Annotated in this window: 10 protein-coding genes; 3 read left to right on the forward strand and 7 right to left on the reverse strand. The window is 66.8% G+C overall.

Features of this window, described 5'->3' with window-relative positions:
* The first annotated feature begins 330 nt into the window (after positions 1-330).
* Positions 331-3,198 carry a TonB-dependent receptor gene (locus LO55_RS01535; protein ID WP_071360175.1) on the forward strand — a complete coding sequence of 956 codons (2,868 nt, stop codon included), beginning with the start codon at positions 331-333 and terminating at the stop codon, positions 3,196-3,198.
* A 68-nt stretch (positions 3,199-3,266) separates the two neighbouring features.
* On the opposite strand, the gene LO55_RS01540 is transcribed toward LO55_RS01535, so the two are convergent.
* The 7 genes from LO55_RS01540 to LO55_RS01570 form a co-directional block, all read right to left on the reverse strand.
* Positions 3,267-5,966 carry a TonB-dependent receptor gene (locus LO55_RS01540; protein WP_071360176.1) on the reverse strand — a complete coding sequence of 900 codons (2,700 nt, stop codon included), beginning with the start codon at positions 5,964-5,966 and terminating at the stop codon, positions 3,267-3,269.
* A gap of 161 nt (positions 5,967-6,127) precedes the next feature.
* The gene (gene tldD, locus LO55_RS01545; RefSeq protein ID WP_005668528.1) at positions 6,128-7,588 is read right to left on the reverse strand and encodes a metalloprotease TldD; all 1,461 of its coding nucleotides are present in this window, start codon (positions 7,586-7,588) and stop codon (positions 6,128-6,130) included.
* Positions 7,589-7,719: 131 nt separating this feature from the next.
* Complete coding sequence (locus tag LO55_RS01550) at positions 7,720-8,280, reverse strand: GNAT family N-acetyltransferase (protein ID WP_071360177.1); 561 nt, start codon at positions 8,278-8,280, stop codon at positions 7,720-7,722.
* Positions 8,231-9,280 (reverse strand): PLP-dependent aminotransferase family protein, encoded by a 1,050-nt coding sequence (locus LO55_RS01555; protein WP_071360178.1) that lies wholly within the window; start codon positions 9,278-9,280, stop codon positions 8,231-8,233. Before LO55_RS01555 ends, LO55_RS01550 begins: the two co-directional genes overlap by 50 nt.
* Positions 9,277-9,975, reverse strand: coding sequence for a WbqC family protein (locus tag LO55_RS01560; RefSeq protein ID WP_071360179.1), 699 nt, complete (start codon positions 9,973-9,975; stop codon positions 9,277-9,279). The genes LO55_RS01555 and LO55_RS01560 overlap by 4 nt, the downstream gene beginning before the upstream one ends.
* A 242-nt stretch (positions 9,976-10,217) precedes the next feature.
* Entirely contained in the window at positions 10,218-11,015 is a 798-nt protein-coding gene (locus LO55_RS01565; protein ID WP_071360180.1) for a carbon-nitrogen hydrolase family protein, read from the reverse strand.
* 1 nt (position 11,016) lies between these two features.
* The gene (locus LO55_RS01570; RefSeq protein ID WP_071360181.1) at positions 11,017-15,216 is read right to left on the reverse strand and encodes a YhdP family protein; all 4,200 of its coding nucleotides are present in this window, start codon (positions 15,214-15,216) and stop codon (positions 11,017-11,019) included.
* A gap of 212 nt (positions 15,217-15,428) precedes the next feature.
* Between LO55_RS01570 and glnE the strand changes: the two genes are divergently transcribed.
* Together glnE and LO55_RS01580 are read left to right on the forward strand one after the other, a co-directional pair.
* Positions 15,429-18,146 (forward strand): bifunctional [glutamate--ammonia ligase]-adenylyl-L-tyrosine phosphorylase/[glutamate--ammonia-ligase] adenylyltransferase, encoded by a 2,718-nt coding sequence (gene glnE, locus LO55_RS01575; protein ID WP_071360182.1) that lies wholly within the window; start codon positions 15,429-15,431, stop codon positions 18,144-18,146.
* A 346-nt stretch (positions 18,147-18,492) separates the two neighbouring features.
* Positions 18,493-21,384 (forward strand): TonB-dependent receptor plug domain-containing protein, encoded by a 2,892-nt coding sequence (locus LO55_RS01580; protein WP_071360183.1) that lies wholly within the window; start codon positions 18,493-18,495, stop codon positions 21,382-21,384.
* The last annotated feature ends 159 nt before the right edge of the window (positions 21,385-21,543 follow it).

Genomic DNA, 21,543 nt, shown 5'->3' on the forward strand with positions numbered 1-21,543 from the left:
GGGTTTGGTCGAATTGACTATAACAACAAGGCATGAAAGTTGGCAAGCCTTTTGTCGCCCGTTCCACGCTTGTACAGACAACAATCGGTTGCAGCAAACTGACATGCCCATCTGAACTCGGGCACCTACGCCCCTTATCTTGCGCGCATCTTGCGTTAGCTCAGTCCCGCCATGGCTGCCGATGCAACAGTCGATTCAAGCCCGGCGGGCGCGCGTGTTGATTGTAGACACAAATAGGTGCTAAGAGGTGCCAGGGAAATTGATCTGCAATAAGGATCAAGCCCTCCACCCGCGCCATCCGGATCCTTCCATCCACTGGAGTGTCGGACCATGACTGAAACCCTGCTTTCCCGTTCCGTGCGCCGCCTGTTCGCGGGAGGCGGCGCCGCCGGCCTGGCGCTCGCCGGCCCCGTGCTGCTGGCCCTTCCCCACCCTGCCGTCGCGCAAGAAGCCGCTCCCGTGGCCCGCGTCGAGATCACCGGCTCGAACATCCGCCGCGCCCAGGCCGAGACCGCGTCGAGCGTGCTCACTGTCAACCGCAACGACATCGAGCGCTCGGGCAAGACCACGGTGGCCGAGCTGCTGCAGACCCTGGCGGTCGACAACCAGGGCTCGGTGCCGATGAGCTTTGGCAGCGGCTTCGCGGCCGGCGCCTCGGGCATCTCGCTGCGCGGCCTGGGCACGGCCTCGACCCTGGTGCTGCTCAACGGCCGCCGCATGGCGCCCTACGGCCTGGCCGACGACGGCCAGAAGGTGTTCGCCGACCTCAACGTGATCCCGACCGACGCGGTCGAGCGCATCGAGATCCTCAAGGACGGCGCCTCGGCCATCTACGGTTCGGACGCGATCGCCGGCGTGGTCAACATCATCCTGCGCCGCAACTTCCAGGGCACCAGCGCGCGCGCGCTGTACGGCAGCGGCGAGGCCGGCGACGGCCAGCAGCACAACCTGGCCCTGGCCTGGGGCTTCGGCGACCTCGAGACCGACCGCTACAACGTGCTGGTCAACGTCGAGTACAAGCACACGCAAGAAATCTGGTACCGCGACCGCGGCAACCGCGACTACATCGGCAAGATCGACCTGCGGCCCTATGGCTATTCGGCCCAGGAAGGCTTCGGCGGCACCGGCGCCATCACCGGCAACAACCAGTCCGGCAACGCCATCAACGGCAATGTGCGCAACCCCGACACGCTGGAGTACTACAACCGCGGCAACCTGGCCGGGCCCGGCTTCACGCGCACCTTCCCGGGCGCCGCCTGCAGCAATTTCACCAATCACCCGCAGGGCGATCCGCTCGGCGGCTGCCTGGTCGATTCGGCCTTCCTGTACAACCAGATCCAGCCCGACAGCGAATACCTGTCGCTGTACAGCCGCGGCACGCTCAAGCTGCAGGGCGATACCGAGGCCTATGCCGAGCTCAATCTGTACAACAGCCTGGCCCAGTCCAGCTCCACGCCGAATCCGATCGCGGCCAGCGTCGGCTATCCCGGCGGTCCGGTCAGCAACGCCGGCGTCCAGCTCGGCGCCGAGCACCCCGACAACCCGTACTTCGGCCGTGCGGCGCGGCTGCGCTACCTGCCGTTCGACGTCGGCCCGCGCGAGTCCGACATTTCCTCGACCTTCATCCGCGCGCTGTTCGGCGCGCGCGGCACCCACGGCGCCTGGGACTGGGATACCTCGCTGCTGTATTCGACCAGCCGGGTCGACAACGACCGCCGCGGCTACCTGCAGCGCGACGCCACCTTCGCCCTGCTCGACCCGTCGGCCGCGAACGTGGCGGCGGCCCAGGCCAATCCAGGCTACCGCGCGCTGCCGGCGGGCACCTTCTGGCGCATCGCCGAGAACGCGGGCCTGAATTCACCGGACCTGTACGCCGCCTTGTCGCCGACCATCTCGAACGACGCCGAGACCGAGATCGCCCAGGTCGACTTCAAGGCCACGCGCGAGATCGGCAAGCTGGCCGGCGGCGCGGTGGGCGTGGCGCTGGGCGCCGAGTTCCGCCACGAGTCGGCGCGGCTGGAGCCGACCGCCGGCACCGAGCGCGGCAACATCATCGGCCTCGGCTACTCGGCCTATGACGGCCAGCGCAACGTGACCGGCATTTATGGCGAGGTGCTGGCGCCGGTGCTGCCCGGACTCGAACTGACCGGCGCCATGCGCTACGACCACTTCACCGACGTGGGCGACGCCTGGACCCCGAAGGTCGGCGTCAAGTGGAACCCGCGCCGCGAGCTGGCGCTGCGCGCCACCTGGGCCAAGGGCTTCCGCGCGCCGAGTCCGGCCGAAAACGGCGTCGGCGGCCTGGCCGCCTTCGCCAACGCCACCGATCCGGCCCGCTGCGCGCTGGGCGTGCAGACCGCCTGCAGCCCGGCCTCGGTGTCGGTCATCACCTCGCCCAACCAGGACCTGAGCCCGGAACGCTCGAAGAGCTGGAATATCGGCGCGATCTGGGATCCGCTGCCACGCACCAGTTTCTCGCTCGACTTCTGGAACATCAAGCGCAAGAACGAGATCAACCAGCAGCAGATCGACGCCGCGATCGCCGCCGGGGACGTGGCGCGCGATCCGAGCACGGCGGTGCCGACGATCCCGGGCGACCCGGGCGCGATCACGGCGGTGCTGGCCGAATACGTGAACTCGGCCGAAACCGAGGTGCGCGGCATCGACCTCGATGCGCGCCAGGGCTTCGGGCTCCCGAACAACTGGGGCACCCTGACCTTCGACGTCAAGTACACCTACCTCGACAAATGGGAGCGCACCGAACAGGACGGCACCACGCGCGACTACGCCGGCACCCACGGCAATTGCGACGTCAGCAACTGCATGGGCACGCCGGACCACAAGGCCAACCTGCGCGCGACCTGGGAGCGCGCCAACTGGCGCGTGTCGGCCAACCTCAACTACCGGGGGCCGATCGACAACACCTTCTTCAAGGACGATCCGGAAGGCTGCGCCAGCCACTTCGCCAACGGCATTGACGCGCCGAGCGATTGCGAACTGGCCTCGTTCACCACGGTCGATCTGGTATTCCGCTGGAAGCCGCAAGCGCGCTGGGAAATCTACGGCTCGATCCAGAACCTGTTCGACAAGCAGGCGCCGCTCGATCCGCTGACCTATGGCGCGGTGTCGTACAACCCGCTCGACTACTACGGCGCGATCGGCCGCTTCTTCACGCTGGGAGCGAGATACGCCTTCTGAGCTGGCGCTGGCCGGATGCGCGGCACGGAGTCATTCGTGCCACGCATCCGGCGCACGCCACCAGCCGTTCAACCGCCGAAGTGATAGTTCAACTCGACCCACCCGGTCCGTCCCGCCGGGCTGTAGCTGCCCACCGCATAATTGGGCCAGCCGCCGGTGGTGTCGTGCTTGATGCGGTCGAACACATTGTTGACGATCGCCGACAGGGTCAGGCGGTCATTCACGCGGTACACGAGGCTCGCGTTGACCAGCGTGGTCGGCGTCAGGTAGTCGGTCTGGGCCGAGTTCGGGATCTTGCCGTAGCGGGTGGCGAACAGGGTCGACGACCAGGCGCCCGCGTTCCAGTTCAGGCTAGCCGCCAGCTTGTCCGGCCAGTCCGAACTGGTGAGCGAATTGAGTTCGTCGCGCACCGTGTCGCCGGCAAACTGTTTCGAGCGGCGGGTCAGCGTTTTCGAATAATTGCCGCGCAAGGTGAACGTGCCCCAGGCCGTGGTGCGCAGCGCGTAGCGGGCGCTGACGTCGATGCCGCTGCTCGACTCCTCGGCCGCATTGATCGGGTTCACACGGATCTCGCGGATCTCGCCCGGACGCACCGGCGAACTGGCCGCGTAGCGCGTGATGCGCGAGATCGTGTCCGCGCACAGCGAAGAGCCGATATCCAGCGAGCCCAGGCGGCAGGCCGCTTCGTCGCGCAGCAGCTGGTCGGCCGACAGATTGGTCACCAGGTCGTCGATCTCGATGTTCCAGTAATCGACCGAGGCATCGAAACTCGTGCTCGGCGACCAGACGATGCCAGCGCCATACGACTTGCCCTGTTCCGGCTTGAGGTCGGCGCTGCCATACTGGATGTAGTCGGCGCCCGGCGAGTAGTTGGCGAATTCGCAGTTCGCCAGCGGCTGGCCGGTGGCGCCGCAGCGGTAATGGTCGGTGGTCGACGAGTAATAGCCGGTGCCGCGCGCCTTGTAGATGTAATTCATGTCCGGCGCCCGGAAGCTGGTCGCGTAGTTGGCGCGCACCAGCACCGCGCGCGTCGGCCGCAGTTCCAGGCCGCCGGCGTAGGTGAACTTGCCGCTGTCGCGTTCGGCGAATTCATAACGGTCGTAGCGGCCGGCCAGGGTCGCGGTCAGGATCTTGTGCAAGGGAACACTCGCTTCGGCGCCGAGCGCGTAGCGGTTGCGGGTGCCGGCGGTGACGGCGGTGTTCGGCGCCAGGTTGAAATAGCCCGCATTGATGCGCTCGTCGGGCGCATTGGTAAAGCCCTGGCGGCCGGCCTCGGCCACCACCGCCAGTTGCAGCGGGCCGGCCGGCAGTTGCGCTACTTCTCCATTGGCGCTGGCCGACACCGTGTGGGTCCACGACTCGTCGTCGCTTTCGGCGTAGCCGGTGATCGTGCCGAATTCGTCCGGGTTCACGCGGGTCGCCAGCCGCGTCGGGTCCGGCGCGTAGATGGCGACGCCGCTCGCGTCGGTTCCCAGGCGCGGCCCGAGGAAGAAGCTGTCGATGTTCGACAGCGCGCGCGGGGTCTTGCCCTTGCTCTCATACCACGAGGCGCTGTAGCCGGCTTCCCACTTCCAGCTGGTGCCGGGCACGATGCCGCGCGCGCCGAGCGAAGCGGCGACCGCGCCGTCTTCCCAGAAGCGGTCGTAGCGCGACAGGCCGCCCATCTCTTCCGGGGAAATGTAACGGGTCCAGGCTTCGTAATGCCCTGTGTTCCGGTTCAGGAAATAACCATTGTTGAGCGAGTTCGACGTCCACGACGGACCGCGCGTATTGTTGACGGTGTGGTTTTGGCCCAGCAGGATGTCGGCGAACAGCGTCGTGTTCTGGTCGAGCTCATAGGTGGCGCTGCCGAATGCATTTTTGCTCTGGTTCCGGGTCTGCACCGACCAGTAGGTGGGGCTGACCTTGTTGCTGGCGCAGTAGTTGCCGGTGCGTGATGCGTAGTCGACGACGCTGCCGCCGAACAGGTCGCCCAATTGCGCGCAGGTCGCGCCCGGATCGATGTAGCGGCCCACGGTGGCGTCACGGCGCGACAGCACATTGGTCGGCGTGCCCGAGCGCTCGGCCATGAAATCGCGCTGGTAGGCGCCGATCGGATTGCGCTCGGAGAATTCCAGCGCGAACACGGTGCTCAGGCGGTCGAACTGCTTGCCGCCGGTGAGCTGCACGCGCCGCTCGGCGCCGCCGCCGCGGCTGGTGCCGCCCAGCTTGACGTTGAGGTCGACGCCCTCGGCCTTCCTTTTGAGGATGATGTTGACCACGCCGGCGATCGCGTCCGAGCCGTAGATGGCGGAGGCGCCGCCCGACAGGATCTCGATGCGCTCGACGATGGCCGACGGGATATTGGCCAGGTTGGTAAAGTTGACCGTGCCTTCATAGGCGATCGGGAAGTCGGCCAGGCGCCGGCCATTGAGCAGGATCAGCGTGTGGTTCGGCCCCAGGCCGCGCAGGCTGATGGTGTTCGCCGACGGCGTGAAGGTATTGCCGAAGTCGGCGCCCTGCACGAAGCCGCTGTTCTGCACCTGGTTGTTCAGGGCATCGAACACGTTCTTGTAACCTTGGCGCGTGATCTCGTCGCCGGTGATGACGGTGACCGCCGACGGACCGTCCAGCTGCGCGCGGGCGATGCGCGAACCGGTGACGAGGACTGACGCGGGCGCGGCGTTGGTGGTGGTAGCGGCCGGCGCATCGGCGGAGGTCGCCGCCGCCTGGGCGTGGGCCAGCAGCGGCGCGCCGATGGCGGCGGCCAGGAGGTAGGTATGTTTCATGATTGGCTTGTTTTTATTGGGAAACGAACTCTAACAAGCCGACAAGTCAGTACAAACGAATTATTCTGAACAACTTTATAACAATAATGTTTGGCGCTGCCCGCGTTAACGACGACGCCCGGCGCGAGGCCGGGCGTCGTGGTCGAAGAACGGAAAACGGATCAGGCCGTCCCGCCCACCGTCACCCCATCGATGCGCAGGGTCGGCTGGCCGACGCCCACCGGCACGCTCTGGCCTTCCTTGCCGCACACGCCGACGCCCGAATCCAGGCGCATGTCGTTGCCGATCATCGAGATGCGGTTCATCACGTCCGGGCCGTTGCCGATCAGGGTCGCGCCTTTCACCGGATAGGTGATCTTGCCGTCCTCGATCATATACGCCTCGCTGGCCGAGAACACGAACTTGCCGTTGGTGATGTCGACCTGGCCGCCGCCGAAGTTCACCGCGTACAGGCCGTTCTTGACCGAGGCCAGGATCTCTTGCGGGTCCTTGTCGCCGGCGCGCATATAGGTGTTGGTCATGCGCGGCATCGGCAGGTGGGCGAACGATTCGCGGCGCGCATTGCCGGTGACCGGCATCTTCATCAGGCGCGCATTCATCGTGTCCTGGATATAGCCCTTCAGGATGCCGTCCTCGATCAGCGTGGTGCACTGGGTCGGGTTGCCTTCGTCGTCGATGTTCAGCGAACCGCGGCGGTCTTGCAGGGTGCCGTCGTCGACCACGGTCACGCCCTTGGCCGCCACCCGCTGGCCGATCATGCCGGCATACGAGGACGAGCCCTTGCGGTTGAAGTCGCCCTCCAGGCCGTGGCCGACCGCCTCGTGCAAGAGCACGCCGGGCCAGCCCGGTCCCAGCACGATGGTCATCGGACCGGCCGGGGCCGGACGCGCCTCCAGGTTGACGCAGGCCGACTTGACGGCCTCGGTCGCATAGCGGTCGAGCACCTCGTCGTCGAAGTAGCCGTAGTCGAAACGGCCGCCGCCGCCGGAGGAGCCGACTTCACGCCGGCCGTTCTGCTCGGCGATCACGGTCACCGACACGCGCACCAGTGGACGGATGTCGGCCGCCAGCACACCGTCGCTGCGCACCACCAGCACCACGTCGTATTCGCCGGCCAGGCCCGCCATCACCTGCACCACGCGCGGATCCTTGGCGCGCGCCATCTTTTCCACGCGCTCGAGCAGCTTCACTTTCGCGGTCGCATCGAGCGAGGCCAGCGGATCGTTGGGCAAATACAGCGAACGGCCGCCGGTCGGCAGCGCGCTGCCGGCCACCTTGATGCGGCCGGCGCCGGCGCGCGCGATGGTGCGCGTGGCGGTGGCGGCGTCCAGCAGCGCGCGCTCGGAAATCTCGTCGGAATACGAAAACGCCGTCTTGTCGCCCGAGATGGCGCGCACGCCGACGCCCTGGTCGATCGAGAAGCTGCCGGTCTTGACGATGCCCTCTTCCAGGCTCCAGCCTTCGCTCTTGGTGAACTGGAAGTACAGGTCGGCGTAATCGACCTTGTGCGTGAACATCGTCCCCAGCGCGCGCAGCAGCTTGCCCTCGTCGAGGCCGAATGGCGTCAACAGCACGTCGCGCGCGACGGCGATGGAGGAAAGATTCGGTTCAAATGGAGTCATGTTGGCATCAAGCATTCGGTTGGAAAGGGCATTGTGCCATATCCATGCCGTTCGCACCGGAAGGTAGACCAGGCAATGTGCTGTCGGTCATCGGGCATGCGTTCCGTGGCGCCAGGCTCCGCCTGACCCACTCAATCCCAGTAGCGGTTGGCGCGCACCAGTTCCAGGTAGTCGTCCCGCGTGACGCCGACAACGATTTTGTCGTGGTGTCGGCCGTCGCGAAAATACCAGTTGCGGCGCACCCCTTCCTGCTTCCACCCGCACTTGTCAAGATAAAAGCGGATCGAACGTTGATTGTAGGCAATCATGTCGCCGTCCAGGCGCTGCAAGCCCAGTTCCATGAAGGCGTAGCGCATGATCGCCATCACCGTGTCGAGGGCATAGCCGCGGCCGCGCAGGTTTTTTTCCCCGATCATCATGCCGTGGAAAGCGTTGCCGTTTTTCCAGTCGATGTCCACCAGGTTGGCGGTGCCGATCATGCCGTCGTCGGGCGTGTCGATGCAAAAGACATGGCTGGTCGGATTGCCGTCCTTGCGCGAACGGACCCAGTCTTCGGTCGAGCGGCTCGAGAACGGGAAATGCCAGCCGCCAAGCATATTCCATACTTCCGGATCGTTGCTCCAGCGATGCAGGCGCGGCACGTCATCGAGTTCCGGAGCCCTGAGGGTGACGGTCTTCCCTTGGATATTCATGGTGTGTGTCCAGTATGGTGTGTGTGTGTGCCGACAAGTAGGCCGCGCAGGCATCCGCCACCCTCGCCATATCGTCTTCGTCATAGCGCTGGTCGCAAGGCAACGGCACGAGCTCGCGGACCAGGGCGGCCGCAGCGCTGGCGCCCGGCGCTCGCTGCAGGACGTCGGGCCAGTAGGTTGCGACGTAGATTCGCTGTGCGATAAGCGCCTCGCGCAGGCCTTGCGCGCCCGTCAGCAAGGGATAGCACAGGGGCCCATCGATGCTTCCGGGATCGAGGTCGCAGCCGTTGAAGCGCGCCAGCCGCCGGTGCAGATAGTCGAAGTTGCGCTTGCGCCGTTCCCGAGCCGCCTCGAGGTCGACGCTGGCCAGGATGCGCTCGGATAGCGCCGACATGTGGCGCGGCGCCAGCGCCGCCAGCGCCTGTTCGCTGCGCTGGTAGGCGGCGTACCCGATCTCCGGCGCGCCCGCCAGCCGCATCAGGAGGTGGCCGGCATGCTCCAGCACCTGCGTATCGTCCTGTTGCGGGGCAGGCACCGGCAAGTCCGTGACCAGGAAGCCGCCATCGGCAACACCAAAGAACTTGCGCGGCGAATAGATGGAAGCCAGGCAGGCCGGCGCCGGCACGTAGAACGCCTGGCAATGGTCGAGCACGACGCGCGCGGGATCCACCCGCGCCAGCAAGGCATCGATTTCACGGGTACGGACACCGAAATAGTTGACGGCATAGAGCCAGTCATCCGCTTGCAGATCGACCTGCCCCGACACCTCGAAACGGGCATCGACCTCGTATGGCATGAGGGTCACGCCAGCCGCGTGCAGAGGCGCCAGCATGGAATCGCACAGGTAGTCGGGCATCCACACCCGGCCCGGCCGACCGGCTTGCAACAACGCGAAAAACGCTGCGCGCGCCGACTGGAAACGCAATGCGCCGGGAAACGCTGACGGCCGCTGCGGCGGCAGCTCGAGTTCGAAATAGCCACCGATCGCTGGCGCGCTCATGCGACCTCCCCCGCCGCGATCAGCTCACGCGTGGCGCGGGCGTCGTTGAACATCAGCACATCCAGGATCGACAGTCCGGGCTGGAACGGCTGCGCCAGCTGGGGATAGGGTTCCAGGCGCGGTGCGATGAATTCCAGGGCGATGCCATGCCAGGCGAAGGTCGACTTGTCGTACAGGTCGGTGCCACCGGGCGCGTTGAGGTAGCGGCTGGCGCGCTCGCGCAGGCAAATGTCGATGATGCGCGTCTCCCCCGCCAGGTGCCCATTGTCGTACGTGCGGGATGAATCGACGAGCCCCGTGTCCAGCCCGACGTGTTCGCACACCATGCGTACACTGGCGCGCGACAAGGCGCCGATCGACGCATGATTTCCATGAATGACACTGGCGAGCATCTCGTACGCCAGCGCGAAGTATGGCGCCCTGGCGTAGGCGTGGCGGACACTCTCCAGCAGCTTCTTTTTCCAGTGCTCGCCCGGCTCCGGCCTCACCGCATCAATCTTCATGAAGGAACTCGCGCCGGCCAGCGGCACCGTCATGTAGCGTACCGCCCCCGCCAGGAACAGGCGGTTGCGGTTGACCCATCCATTCTTGATGTAATTGACGTCGTCATAGAACACGAATCGATCGACCGACGCAAGCAGCTGGAAGTACCCGATGTACGGAAACAGATAAGGCTGCATGATGGCAAGCTTCACCGTTGCGCCTCCGGCGCGACGACCGCGCAAGCCACGCTCGCCGACGACGAGTCGCGCAGCGCGCGTGCCTGTCGAGAGACCTGGACCGAGTGGTGTTTGCTCATGATTGCAGTGCCATTCATTATGCGCGGCATGGGCCGCCCTGCTGCCGGCTGAGGGAAAACCGCATGATGACAAAAATCTTTCCCCAAAACAAGCTTCGTGACACGCATGCACGGCGCCCCGAAACCCTCGAGGAACGCCTACATTTTGCGATGCCGCAATGCCGGCAGGCTTTCGCGCACCCCGGCCAGGTAGGCCGCATCCAGTTCGCCCGCGACCACGCCCTCGCCTTCCGGCAGCACCGCCTTGACCTCGCCCCAGGGATCGACCAGCATGCTGTGTCCGTAGGTGCGGCGGCCGTTGACGTGCATCCCGCCCTGGGCCGCGGCCAGCACATAGCACTGGTTCTCGATGGCGCGGGCGCGCAGCAGCACTTCCCAGTGCGCGCGGCCGGTGGTGTGGGTGAAGGCCGCCGGCACGATGATGAGGGCGCATTCGCCCATCGCGCGGTACAGCTCGGGGAAACGCAGGTCGTAGCACACCGACAGGCCGACCCGGCCGAACGACGCGTCGAACACGCCCACCGTCTCGCCCGGCACGATGGTGCGCGCCTCGTCATACGATTCGGCGCCCTTGTTGAAGCCGAACAGGTGGATCTTGTCGTAGCGGCTCATCATTTGCCCCTGCGGGTCGTACACCAGGGTGGTGTTGAGCACCTTGCCCGCCTCGGGCGAGACCATCGGCAAGGTGCCGCCGACCAGCCAGATCCCGTGCTCGCGCGCCAGCGCGGCCATGCAATCCTGGATCGGGCCGCTGCCGGGCTGCTCTGCATGCGCCACCTTGTCGGCGTCGCTCATGCCCATGATCGGCCAGTATTCCGGCAGGGCCACCAGGGTGGCGCCCCGGCCGGCGGCCTCGGCCACCAGGCGGCGCACGGTGGCCAGGTTCTCGCCGACCTCGGGGGTGGAAACCATCTGGATCGCGGCTACGGTCGTCATATCACTCCTTCTTGGCTGGCTCAGTGGCTGGTGCAGTGGCGGCGGCCGCCGCCGGGTTGTCGATTTTCGTGATGACCGGCGCCTTCCACGGCCCCGTCACCTGCATTTCATAGGTCAGCGCCTTCATCACCGGCGCGCGCAGGAACAGCTGGGCCAGGAAGCCCCCCAGGCCGATCACCGGATTCACCGCCAGGCCATACACCAGCGGCCCGGTGCCCAGGTTGAATTCGGGGATCACCACCACGCGCAGGTTCGTCGATTCGTTGGCGATGTCGGCGCTGCCGTTCATCAGGACGGTGGCCGCCACCCCATGCATTCTAAGGTTGTCGGTGCGCAGCACCCCGCGCTGGATCATGGCGTTGGCGCTGATGCCGTCGAACGCCAGGCCTTCCGAGAACACGTCGTGGAAGTCGAGCTTGAGCAGGCGCGGCAGCGCTTGCAGGCTGAGCACGCCCAGCAGCTTGGCGGCGCCCGGATCCTGCTTCAGGAACTGGCCCGATTCGACGTTCATCTCGATCTGGCCCGACAGGCTCGGGATATCCATCGCATACGGCAGGCCGGCCCAGGAGATGTCGCCGCTCAGGGTGCCGTTGCCGCGCCCGATCGTGCCGGGGAAGCCCAGGCGGTCCAGCAGCTTGCCGGCGTCGTCCATGTGGAGCGCGAAATTCAGGCTGGTATTGCTCTTGCCATCCTTGGTCAGCCAGCGGCCGTTGGCCTTCAGCTGGCCGTCCGGATTGGCGAGCAGCACGCGGTCGATGCGCCATTCGCGGCCCGCCAGCGCGCGCACATTGCTGGCGCGCAGTTCCAGCCGGCCGAGGCGCTTGTCGAACAGTTCGAACTGCTCGGCCACGATGTCGAGCGAAGGGATGGTGGCGCTGGCGCCCCGGCTCGACTCCAGCAAGTCCTTGACCTCGGCCTCGGCCGATTCGGGAATCGTGAGCGAAGCCAGGCGCGCCGTAACCTTGCCCAGGCCGCTGGGGGTCTCGCTCCAGGTGAGATAGCCGCTGGCCTGGCGCGAATGCAGGTTCGCCTGCCAGGTGTCGCGGGTGTGGGTGGCGCCGAGCACCACGTCGGCCACGCGCCGTTCGCCGATGGTCAGTTCGCTGATGCGTCCGGCCAGCACGGTCGGCAGGATGTACTGCGTGAAGTCGGCGCCGCTGGCGGAGCTGGCCGCCGGTCCGGCCATCGCGCCCGGCGCCGGCAAGGCGGCGCCGGTATCCGCATCCGCGCCGGCGATGGCGCGCCCGGCCGCCAGCCAGTGATCGATATTGAGCACCTTCGAATCGACGTGGACCATCATGCCTTCGTCGGGCAGCGGCGCCGGCACGTTCACGCCGATGCCGCCCTGGGTCACCCGCCACGGGCCCTTGCCCTGCTTCTCGCGCAGGTAGCGCGCCGCCAGGTTGGGGCCGACGCCGACGCGGATCTCGTCGCGGCCCAGGCCGGCCATGGTCGGCGCGCCTTCCAGCACGAAGCTGAGCGGCAGGCTGGCGTCCGCCGCCTTGTTCAGCGGGTGCGGCAATTCGACGCCCAGGCCCGACAGGCTGGAGTCGATGGCGATCGTGCGCCGGCCTTCGCGCACCACGATCGAGCCGGTGTAGTGGGTGCTGCCCGACAGGCGTTCGGCCAGGCGTTGCATTGCCGGCGCCGGCGCCGTGCGGCGCATGCCCTCGGCCGACAGCACGCCGTCGAGCAGCACCCGGGTGCTGCCGTCGCGCTGGGTGCCGCCGGCCACCGTGACCGGCTCGCCCAGGAAGTCCGCGCGAATCGCCTCCAGGCCGAAGCCGTGATCGTGGAAATCGATCCGGCCCTGGGCGCTTTGCAAGGTCGGCAGTTCGGGGAACAGGCTGACGTCGTTATTCTGCAATTGCAGGCTGCCCTGCACCTTGGTGTCATGCATGTGCGACAGCGGCATGCGCAATTTCAGGCCCAGCTTCGCGTTGCCGCTGCCGCGCGTGTCCTCGGTGAAGTGGCCGATCCAGTCCAGCACCGGCGTCACCGACACATAGCGCAGGAATTCCTGCAGCGGCCCGGCGCCCTGGCCGTCGATCTCGAGCATCATGTTCTCGTGGGCGCCGAGGTCGGGGATCACCGCCTTGACGTTCGACAGCGCCACGCCCAGGGTGCGCAGGGTCTTGCCGTGGATTTCCATGCGCGCCCGGTCGAACTCGATGCTGCCGTCGATCGCCTCGGCCAGCGGCCACAGCGGCGTGCCGTCCGGATGCCGGTGGCCGGGCGCGTATTCGAGGCGCGCCCCTGCCAGCCGTCCGCTCACGCTGAATTCGCCGCGCGCGCGTTCGGCCGCGTTATTGGCATGGAACGGGAAGTGGGCCAGGTCGCCGCGCAGGCGCAGGCTGGCGTCGTTCAGGCGTCCGCCCTGCAAGGCCCCGACCAGCCAGTCGTGCAGGCCGTGCGGGGTGGCGAGCGGCAGGTAGCGGCCGATCTGGTCGATCGGGAAGCCGTCCAGGCTGCCGCTGAAGTCGGCGCTGCCGGGCCCGTGGCCGGGCTCGAGCGGCAACACGTGGCGGCCCGACACCTCGCCCGTGAAATCGCCCTGGCGGAACGTCAGGTCGTCGACCTCCACCTGCAATTGCTGCCCCGGCTCGAGCTTCCAGTTCGCGTTCAGCGCCAGCTGGTCGAACGGCATGCGCGGCTCGGCGAACCAGGCCGGCATGAACAGCGCCAGGCCCTTCGAGTCCAGCGCCACGCTGCCGCCGCGCTCGTTCGCATCGATGCGGCCGCTCAGGCGCTCGAAACCGGGCGTGGCGGGCCGCGCCGGCAGCGCCGGAACGCCGCCCTGGGCGTTTCTCGCCGGACGGGCGGCGACGGCATTCAGGGCCAGGTCGGCGACCTCGCCGCGGATGCGCCAGCCGCTCACGTTCGGGTAGCGCCCATCCCATTCGGCGCTGACGTCCTGCAGCATGCCGCGCGGCGCATAGTCGGCCAGCAGCTGGCGCTGCACCGGCGTGACCGGCAGGTACTGGGCCAGCGCCGCCAGCGCGCCGATGTCGAGCCGGCGCGCGCGCAGGGCGCCGCGCTCCGGCTGACCATCCTTCGCGGGACGCCAGGTTTGTTCGAGCGTGGCCGGCGGCAGCGCGCGGCCATCGCGCGCCACCACGGCAAAGTGTTCGAGGCGGATCGTGTGGCCGTGGGCGCCGAAGGTCGGCTTGCCGTCGGCCCCGTTCGGCAGCAATTCCTCGCGCGCCGACAGGCGGCCGCTGACGCGCGCCAGTTGCAGGGGCGCGATGTCCTTGCCGAGGCGCGCATTGACCCCGGCCAGGGCCAGGTCGGCGGTGAAGCCGGCCAGGCGCGCCTGGTCGAAGCCGAGCCAGGCGCGCAGCGAACCGCGGCCGCGCTCGAGCTGGATCGGATAGTCGACGAAGCGTTTCCAGGCGCCGAGGTCGACGTCGCGCAGGTCGGCGTACAGCTCGCCCTTCCAGCGCAGCACGTCCGACGGCCGTTCGCCGAAGCGGTGGCGGAACTGGGCGCGCACGTCGATCGGGCTGCCCAGCGCGCGCGGCGGCGTGGCCTGCAGCGCGAAGTGGTGGGCGCCCCAGCGATTGAGCAGCGCCAGGGTCACGCCTTCCAGCGCCAGCGGCGGCGTGCCGCGCAATTCGTCGGTCCAGTCGACCCGGCCGTCGCGGATCACGATCTCGCGCTGGCGCAGCAGCCAGTCGCCGCCGCCGCCGCCGGCCTTGTTGGGGTCGAGCCGCACGCCGGCGACCTCGATCACGCCGTCCAGCCCGCGCCGCACCGCCAGGCGCGGCCCCTTGATCTCAAGCGAGGCGAAGCGCGGCTCGAAGGCGGCCACGCTCCACCAGCCCAGGGTCGCCTCGACCTGCGGCAGCGCCAGCACCTGGCGCCCGTCGCGGTCGTGCAGGCGCACCTCGCTAAGCGACAGGGCCGGCCGCAAGCCGTGCCAGGACGCGGCCAGGCGCGCGATCGTGACCCGGCTGCCGAGGGCATTGCCGGCCATGCGCTCGATGTCGCTTTTATACAGGTCGATGTTGGGGAGGATGGCGTAGCGCAGCACCAGGAACAGCACGGCAAGCGCGAAATACACCAGCAGCACGAGCTTGATGGTAAAGCCGAGCACGTGGTGCGAGGCCAGGTTGGCCATGCGGTAGGCCGAACGCAGCCGCCGCCAGCGCACGGCGAGCGGCGATGCCGCAGTGGGCGCCTGCGGATCCGGGTTGTGCATCAAGGTGCTAATAACAAAGGCTCGCCGTAAATTTAACTCTTTAATAAAACAGGTCGCTTGCAACAGTTGCGGCGTCTACCTTACCATCGGTGCTGACCCAGGCAGCGTATCGTGTCCGATGAGCAGGCCATTCTACCGCATCGCCTCTGAGCCCGACCTTAAAAACCCTCCCTGCCGGGCGGCACCGACCCGCGCATCTAACAGGATCGACGATGACCACAGCTTCCCCCGCCTGCGCTTCGCGCTTCGTCCAGCGCTGGCTCGATGCCGCTCCCGAGCGCGCCGCCCAACTGGCCGCATTGTCATCATTATCGCTGGGCGGCGCCGATTTCCGCGCGCTGTTGGAACGCGAACTGGCCCAGGGCCTGCCGCTGGAACGGGCCATGCGCCGCGTGCGCAACCTGCTGGTCTCGACCATCGTGGCGCGCGACCTGGGCGCTCAAGCCGACCTCGATGAGGTGGTCACGGCCATGACGGCCTTCGCCGACTTCGCGATCCAGACCCACGTCGCCGCCCTCACCGACGAGCTGGTGACCAGCCACGGCATGCCAATGGGCGAGGAATCCGGCCGCCCCCAGCACCTGATGGTGCTGGCCATGGGCAAGCAGGGCGGCGGCGAACTCAATGTCTCGTCGGACATCGACCTGATCTTCGTCTATCCGGAAGACGGCGAGACCGCGGCCGGCCCCGGCCAGCGGCAGTTGTCGAACCACGAGTTCTTCGTGCGCCTCGGGCGGCGCCTGAACGCGGCGCTGTCCGAGGTGATCGAGGACGGCTTCACGTTCCGGGTCGACATGGCGCTGCGCCCCAACGGCAAGTCCGGCCCGCTGGCGGCCAGCCTGGGCATGGTCGAGGAATACCTGATCGTCCAGGGCCGCGAATGGGAGCGCTATGCCTGGGTCAAGGCGCGCGCCGTCACCGGCGCGCCCGACGACATCGCGGCGCTCGACGCGATCGTGCGGCCCTTCGTGTTCCGGCGCTACCTCGACTTCGGCGTGATCGATGCGATCCGCAATATGCACGCCCAGATCCGCGCCGAGGTGAAGCGCCAGGAGCGCCTGCATCCCGAGCGCAGCCACAACGTCAAGCTGGGGCGCGGCGGCATCCGCGAGATCGAGTTCCTGGCCCAGGTGTTCCAGCTGATCCGCGGCGGACGCGATCCGGCCTTGCGCGAGCGCTCCACCCGCAAGACCCTGCTGCTGCTGGCCGAGCGCGAGCTGCTGCCGCAAGAGACAGTCGAGCGCCTGCTGCAGGCCTATACGTTCCTGCGCAACCTCGAGCACCGGGTGCAATACCTGGAAGATGCCCAGACCCATACCCTGCCGGCCAATGCCGACGACCGGCTGGCGGTGGCGCGCATGATGGGCTTCGAGGACGAAGCCGCCCTGCTGGACGAGCTCGACGCGCAGCGCGCCTATGTGGCCCAGCAGTTCGACGCCATCTTCGCCGACAAGGAAAAGCCCGACGACAAGCCGGACGCCCCGCCCCTGGCCGACGAACTGGACAACGTGGATGCGCTCGCCGCCCGCCTGGCCGCGCTCTGCTTCGACGACGCCCGCACCGCCGCCAGCCGCCTGACCGCCACGCTGCAGGGTCCGCGCTTGTCCAGCATGCCCGACGCCAGCCGAGAGCGGCTGCTGGCGCTGGTGGAAGCCGCCCTGCCGCTGGTGGCCAGCGTGGTGGATGAGGCCGGGATCGGCAGCCACGCCGCCACCCTGGGCCGCCTGCTCGACCTGTTCGAGGCGATCGCGCGCCGCTCGGCCTACCTGTCGCTGCTGACCGAATACCCGCACACGCTCGAGCGCGTGATCCGGATGATCAATGCCAGCGGCTGGGCCGCCACCTTCCTCACCCAGCACCCGATCCTGCTCGACGAACTGCTGGACGACCGCAATGCCGGGGCCGGCGACCTCGGACAGCTGGCCGCGCTGCTGGACGAACACCTGAGCGAGGCGGCCGGCGATACCGAGCGCCAGCTCGACATCCTGCGCGAAGCCCACCATGCGCAGCTGTTCCGCCTGCTTGCCCTGGACCTGGCCGGCGAGCTGTCGGTCGAACGGCTGGCCGACCACCTGTCGGCGCTGGCGGACATGATCGTCGGCGCCGTGGTCAGGCATGCCTGGCGCACGGTCAATGGCCGCCACCGCGAGGAACCACGCTTCGCCGTCATCGCCTACGGCAAGCTGGGCGGCAAGGAGCTCGGCTATGTGTCGGACCTCGACGTGATCTTCCTGTACGACGACGAGGACCAGGATGCCCCGCCCCTGTATGCGCGCCTGGCCCAGCGCTTCATCACCTGGATGACGGCCCATACCGCGGCCGGCATCCTGTTCGACGTCGACATCGCCCTGCGGCCGGACGGCGCCAGCGGCATGCTGGTTTCGTCCGTCGCCGCCTTCGAGCGCTACCAGAACGATGCCGCCTGGCTATGGGAACACCAGGCATTGACGCGCGCCCGCTTCTGCGCGGGCGAGCCGGCCATCGGCGCGCGCTTCGAGGCGATCCGCGAGCAGGTATTGCGCAAGGACCGCTCCGGCCAGGAAGCGCAACTGAAAGAGGAGGTGGTGCGCATGCGCCAGCGCATGCGCGACGCCAACGTCAACCGCAGCGAGCTGTTCGACCTCAAGCACGACGCGGGCGGCATGATCGACATCGAGTTCATCGTGCAATACCTGGTGCTGCGCCATGCCGCGGCTTACCCGCAGCTGACCGCGAACGCCGGCAATATCGCCCTGCTGCGCGTCTGCGGCGAGCTGGGCCTGATCGACGCCGGCCTGGCGGGGCAGGTCGCCGACGCCTACCGCATCATGCGCAAGCTGCAGCACAGCGTGCGGCTGCAGGGCCAGGACAAGACCCGGGTCGAACCCGGCCTGGTCGGCCACCATCCGGACAGCGTGCAGCGCCTGTGGCAAGCCTGTTTCGGCGCCTGAATTTCCACTTTCTTCCTCTCCCTCCCATTGATTCACATGCGCACCACCCCGGTGCGCATGCGCGGCCTGCGCACCAAAACTACTCGTGCATACACCTCGCACGCACCATCTGTAAGCCATTGAAATTCCTGACTTTTCAGTCATTTAATTTCTTTTTGATAACTGTTGTTTTTGCCACATAAACAGGGGTTCAGTGCGTTGACACTCATCAATATGGAATGGTTTTATACAGATGTGTATGCACTACGGAACAGCCGTTACCCACGGGCCCCGCATGCGCACGGGTTGCACTTATTAATCATAAAAAGTCGTTCCACTTCCGGTGGGACGCAAGGATGGAGAGCACATGCAACAACGTACCAAGATCGCATTGGCAGTCGCCCTCGCACTGCCCACACTGACCGCTATCGCGCAGGAAACGCAGCGCGTCGAAGTGACCGGTTCGCGTATCCGCCAGGTGGACCTGGAAACGGCGCAACCGGTGCAAGTCGTCAACGCCGAGCAGATTCAGAAGAGCGGCCTGGTGACCGTCGGCGATATCGTCAACCAGCTGTCGTCGGTCGGCACGCCAGCCTTCAGCCGGGGTTCGGTCCTGACGTCGAACCGTGAAATGGGCGGCCAGTACATCAATATGCGTAACCTCGGTGCGCAGCGACTGCTCGTGCTGGTCAACGGCAAACGCTGGACCACCTCGACCGGCGGCTACACCGACATGTCGACCGTGCCGGCCGCGCTGATCGAGCGCATCGAAGTGCTGAAGGATGGCGCGTCGTCGATCTACGGCTCGGACGCGATCGCGGGCGTGGTCAACATCATCCTGAAGAGGAACATGCAGGGCGGCACCGCCAGCGCCTACGTCGGCCAGAACGAAAAGAACGATGGCACGAACAAGGACTTCTCCGTCACCTACGGCGCCGGCGACGAAAAAGCCAGCCTGCTGTTCGGCCTGACCCATACCGAGCAGGGCGAAGTCTGGTCCAGCACCCGTCCGATCACTTCCTTCACCTACGGTCCGGATCACTACCTGTCCGGCCTCGGCGCCTCGCCATGGGGCCGCATCACCGCCGTCAACCCGGCCAATGGCGGCTCGCTGACCACCGCCTCCGCGGGCGGCTTCAACCGCATCCTGAACCACACCGGCGGCTACCTCGGCGACGGCGTCGGCGCCGATTCGCGCAACCCGGCCAACTACCACAACTACACCGGCGCCGAAGCCGACGTGTACAACTCGACCGACCAGATGCACCTGGCCGCGCCGAACAAGCTGACCTCGATCTTCACCAAGGGTGAAATCGCGCTGCCCTACAACACCCGCCTGGTGACGACCGCCATGTTCGCCCAGCGCAAATCGAGCCGCCAGATCGCCGGCTATCCGCTGACGTCGACCACCCAGGCCGCCTATCCGGTCTACATCGACAAGGACAGCTACTATAATCCGTACGGCAACCAGGTCGCCGGCGCCGGCCTCGGCCAGGACCTGTGGTTCTCCCGCCGCACCATCGAAGTGCCGCGCGTGACCGACAACACCAGCGATACCCTCCACATCGACGCCGCGCTCGAAGGCGACTTCGAGATGCGCGGCCTGCCGTGGAACTGGTCGGTGGCCTACAACTACAACAAGGTCCAGGGCACGACCCAAGGCACGGGCGACCTGAACCTGCTGAACCTGAAACAGGCGCTGGGCCCGTCGTTCCTGAACGCCTCGGGCGTGGTCCAGTGCGGCACGCCGGACTCACCGATCGCGCTGACCTCGTGCACCCCATGGGACATCCTGGGCGGCCCGTCGGCCTCGACCCCGCAAGCCCTGAACTACGTGATGGCGCAGGCCCAGGGCACCTATGGCTCGACCATCAGCAACGCCAACGCGGACCTGAGCGGCGAGCTGTTCACGCTGCCGGCCGGCGCGGTCGGCATCGCGGGCGGCCTCGAGTACCGCGAAGTGCGCGGCTACGACGCGCCCGGCCTGTTCGAGCAGTCGGGCTACTCGTCCGGCCTTGCCGCCAAGACGACCCGCGGCCGCTATACCGTGCGCGAAGCCTACCTCGAGACCAACATTCCGCTGCTCAAGGGCGTGATCGGCGCCGACCTGCTGAGCCTGAACCTGGCAACGCGTTATTCGGACTACTCGAACTTCGGCTCGACCACCAACAGCAAGGCGAGCGTGATGTGGAAGCCGATCAAGGACGTGCTGGTCCGCGGCACCTGGGCCGAAGGCTTCCGCGCCCCGACCCTGAGCGACACCTTCGGCGGCGGTTCGCAATCGTTCGACAGCTATCTCGACGCCTGCGACAGCCGCTACGGCGATGCCGCCACCAACCCGGCCACGGCAGCGCGCTGCCTCGCCGCCGGTGTCCCGGCCAACTTCCGCCAGGTGAACCAGGCCGGCACGCCGGTCACGGCCGCCGCGCAGACGCCGACCGCCTTCAACTCGGGCGCGGGCAATGCGTTCCTGACCCCGGAGACCGCCATCACCCGCACCGCGGGCATCGTGTTCAGCCCGGCGTCGGTGCCTGGCTTCTCGCTGGCGCTGGACTGGTTCAACATCCAGGTCGACAACCGCATCACCGCCATCGGCGCGGGCTACGTGATCAATCAGTGCTACGTGTCGGGCGTGCCGCAGTTCTGCAGCCAGCTCAAGCGTGATCCGGTCACCGGCCAGATCGTCGAACTGTCGCGCGGCAATGCCAACCTGGGCGAGATGGAAACCGAGGGTGTCGACGTCAGCCTGTCGTACCGCCTGCCACGCACCCGCTACGGCCAGTTCGCGTTCCGTTCGGAGACCACCTATGTGGACTCGTACCGCACCCGCAGCACCAGCACCGCCGACTGGGCCGAGTACGCCGGCGAATCCGACATCTATCGCGTGAAGTCGAACCTGGCGCTGGATTGGAGCCTGGGCGACTGGAGCGCCACGTTCGCGACCCGCTTCTACAGCAGCCAGAAGACCCGTTGCTGGACCGTCAACCCGGCCGTCGAATGCTCGAATCCGACCGACGCCGTGACCTGGGGCACCGGCTACAACCGCCTGAAGGAAATGTGGTTCTCGGACCTGTCGGTCGGCTACGCCCTGCCGTGGAACGCCAAGCTGCTGATCGGTGCAAACAACATCTTCGACAAGAAGCCGATCATCAACTACAGCGCGAACAGCAACTACGGCGGCACTTCGTCGTCGAACTCGGTGAATCCGGAAGTGCCGCTCGACCGCTTCGTCTACATCCGTTACAACCAAAACTTCTAAGCAATTTAATTGCTGAAAAAGCCCGTCCGGCGCAAGCCGGGCGGGCTTTTTTTCTTCTTGCCAAATTTAGATCAGTTGTTGACCGCATAGTCAATTACTTGTCAAAGTGGCAATCAATAAATACACATTTCTGCAACACATCCGTCATACAGACCCGTA

Origin of the sequence: Massilia timonae, assembly GCF_001866515.1 — a bacterium.
GTDB lineage: Bacteria > Pseudomonadota > Gammaproteobacteria > Burkholderiales > Burkholderiaceae_D > Telluria > Telluria timonae.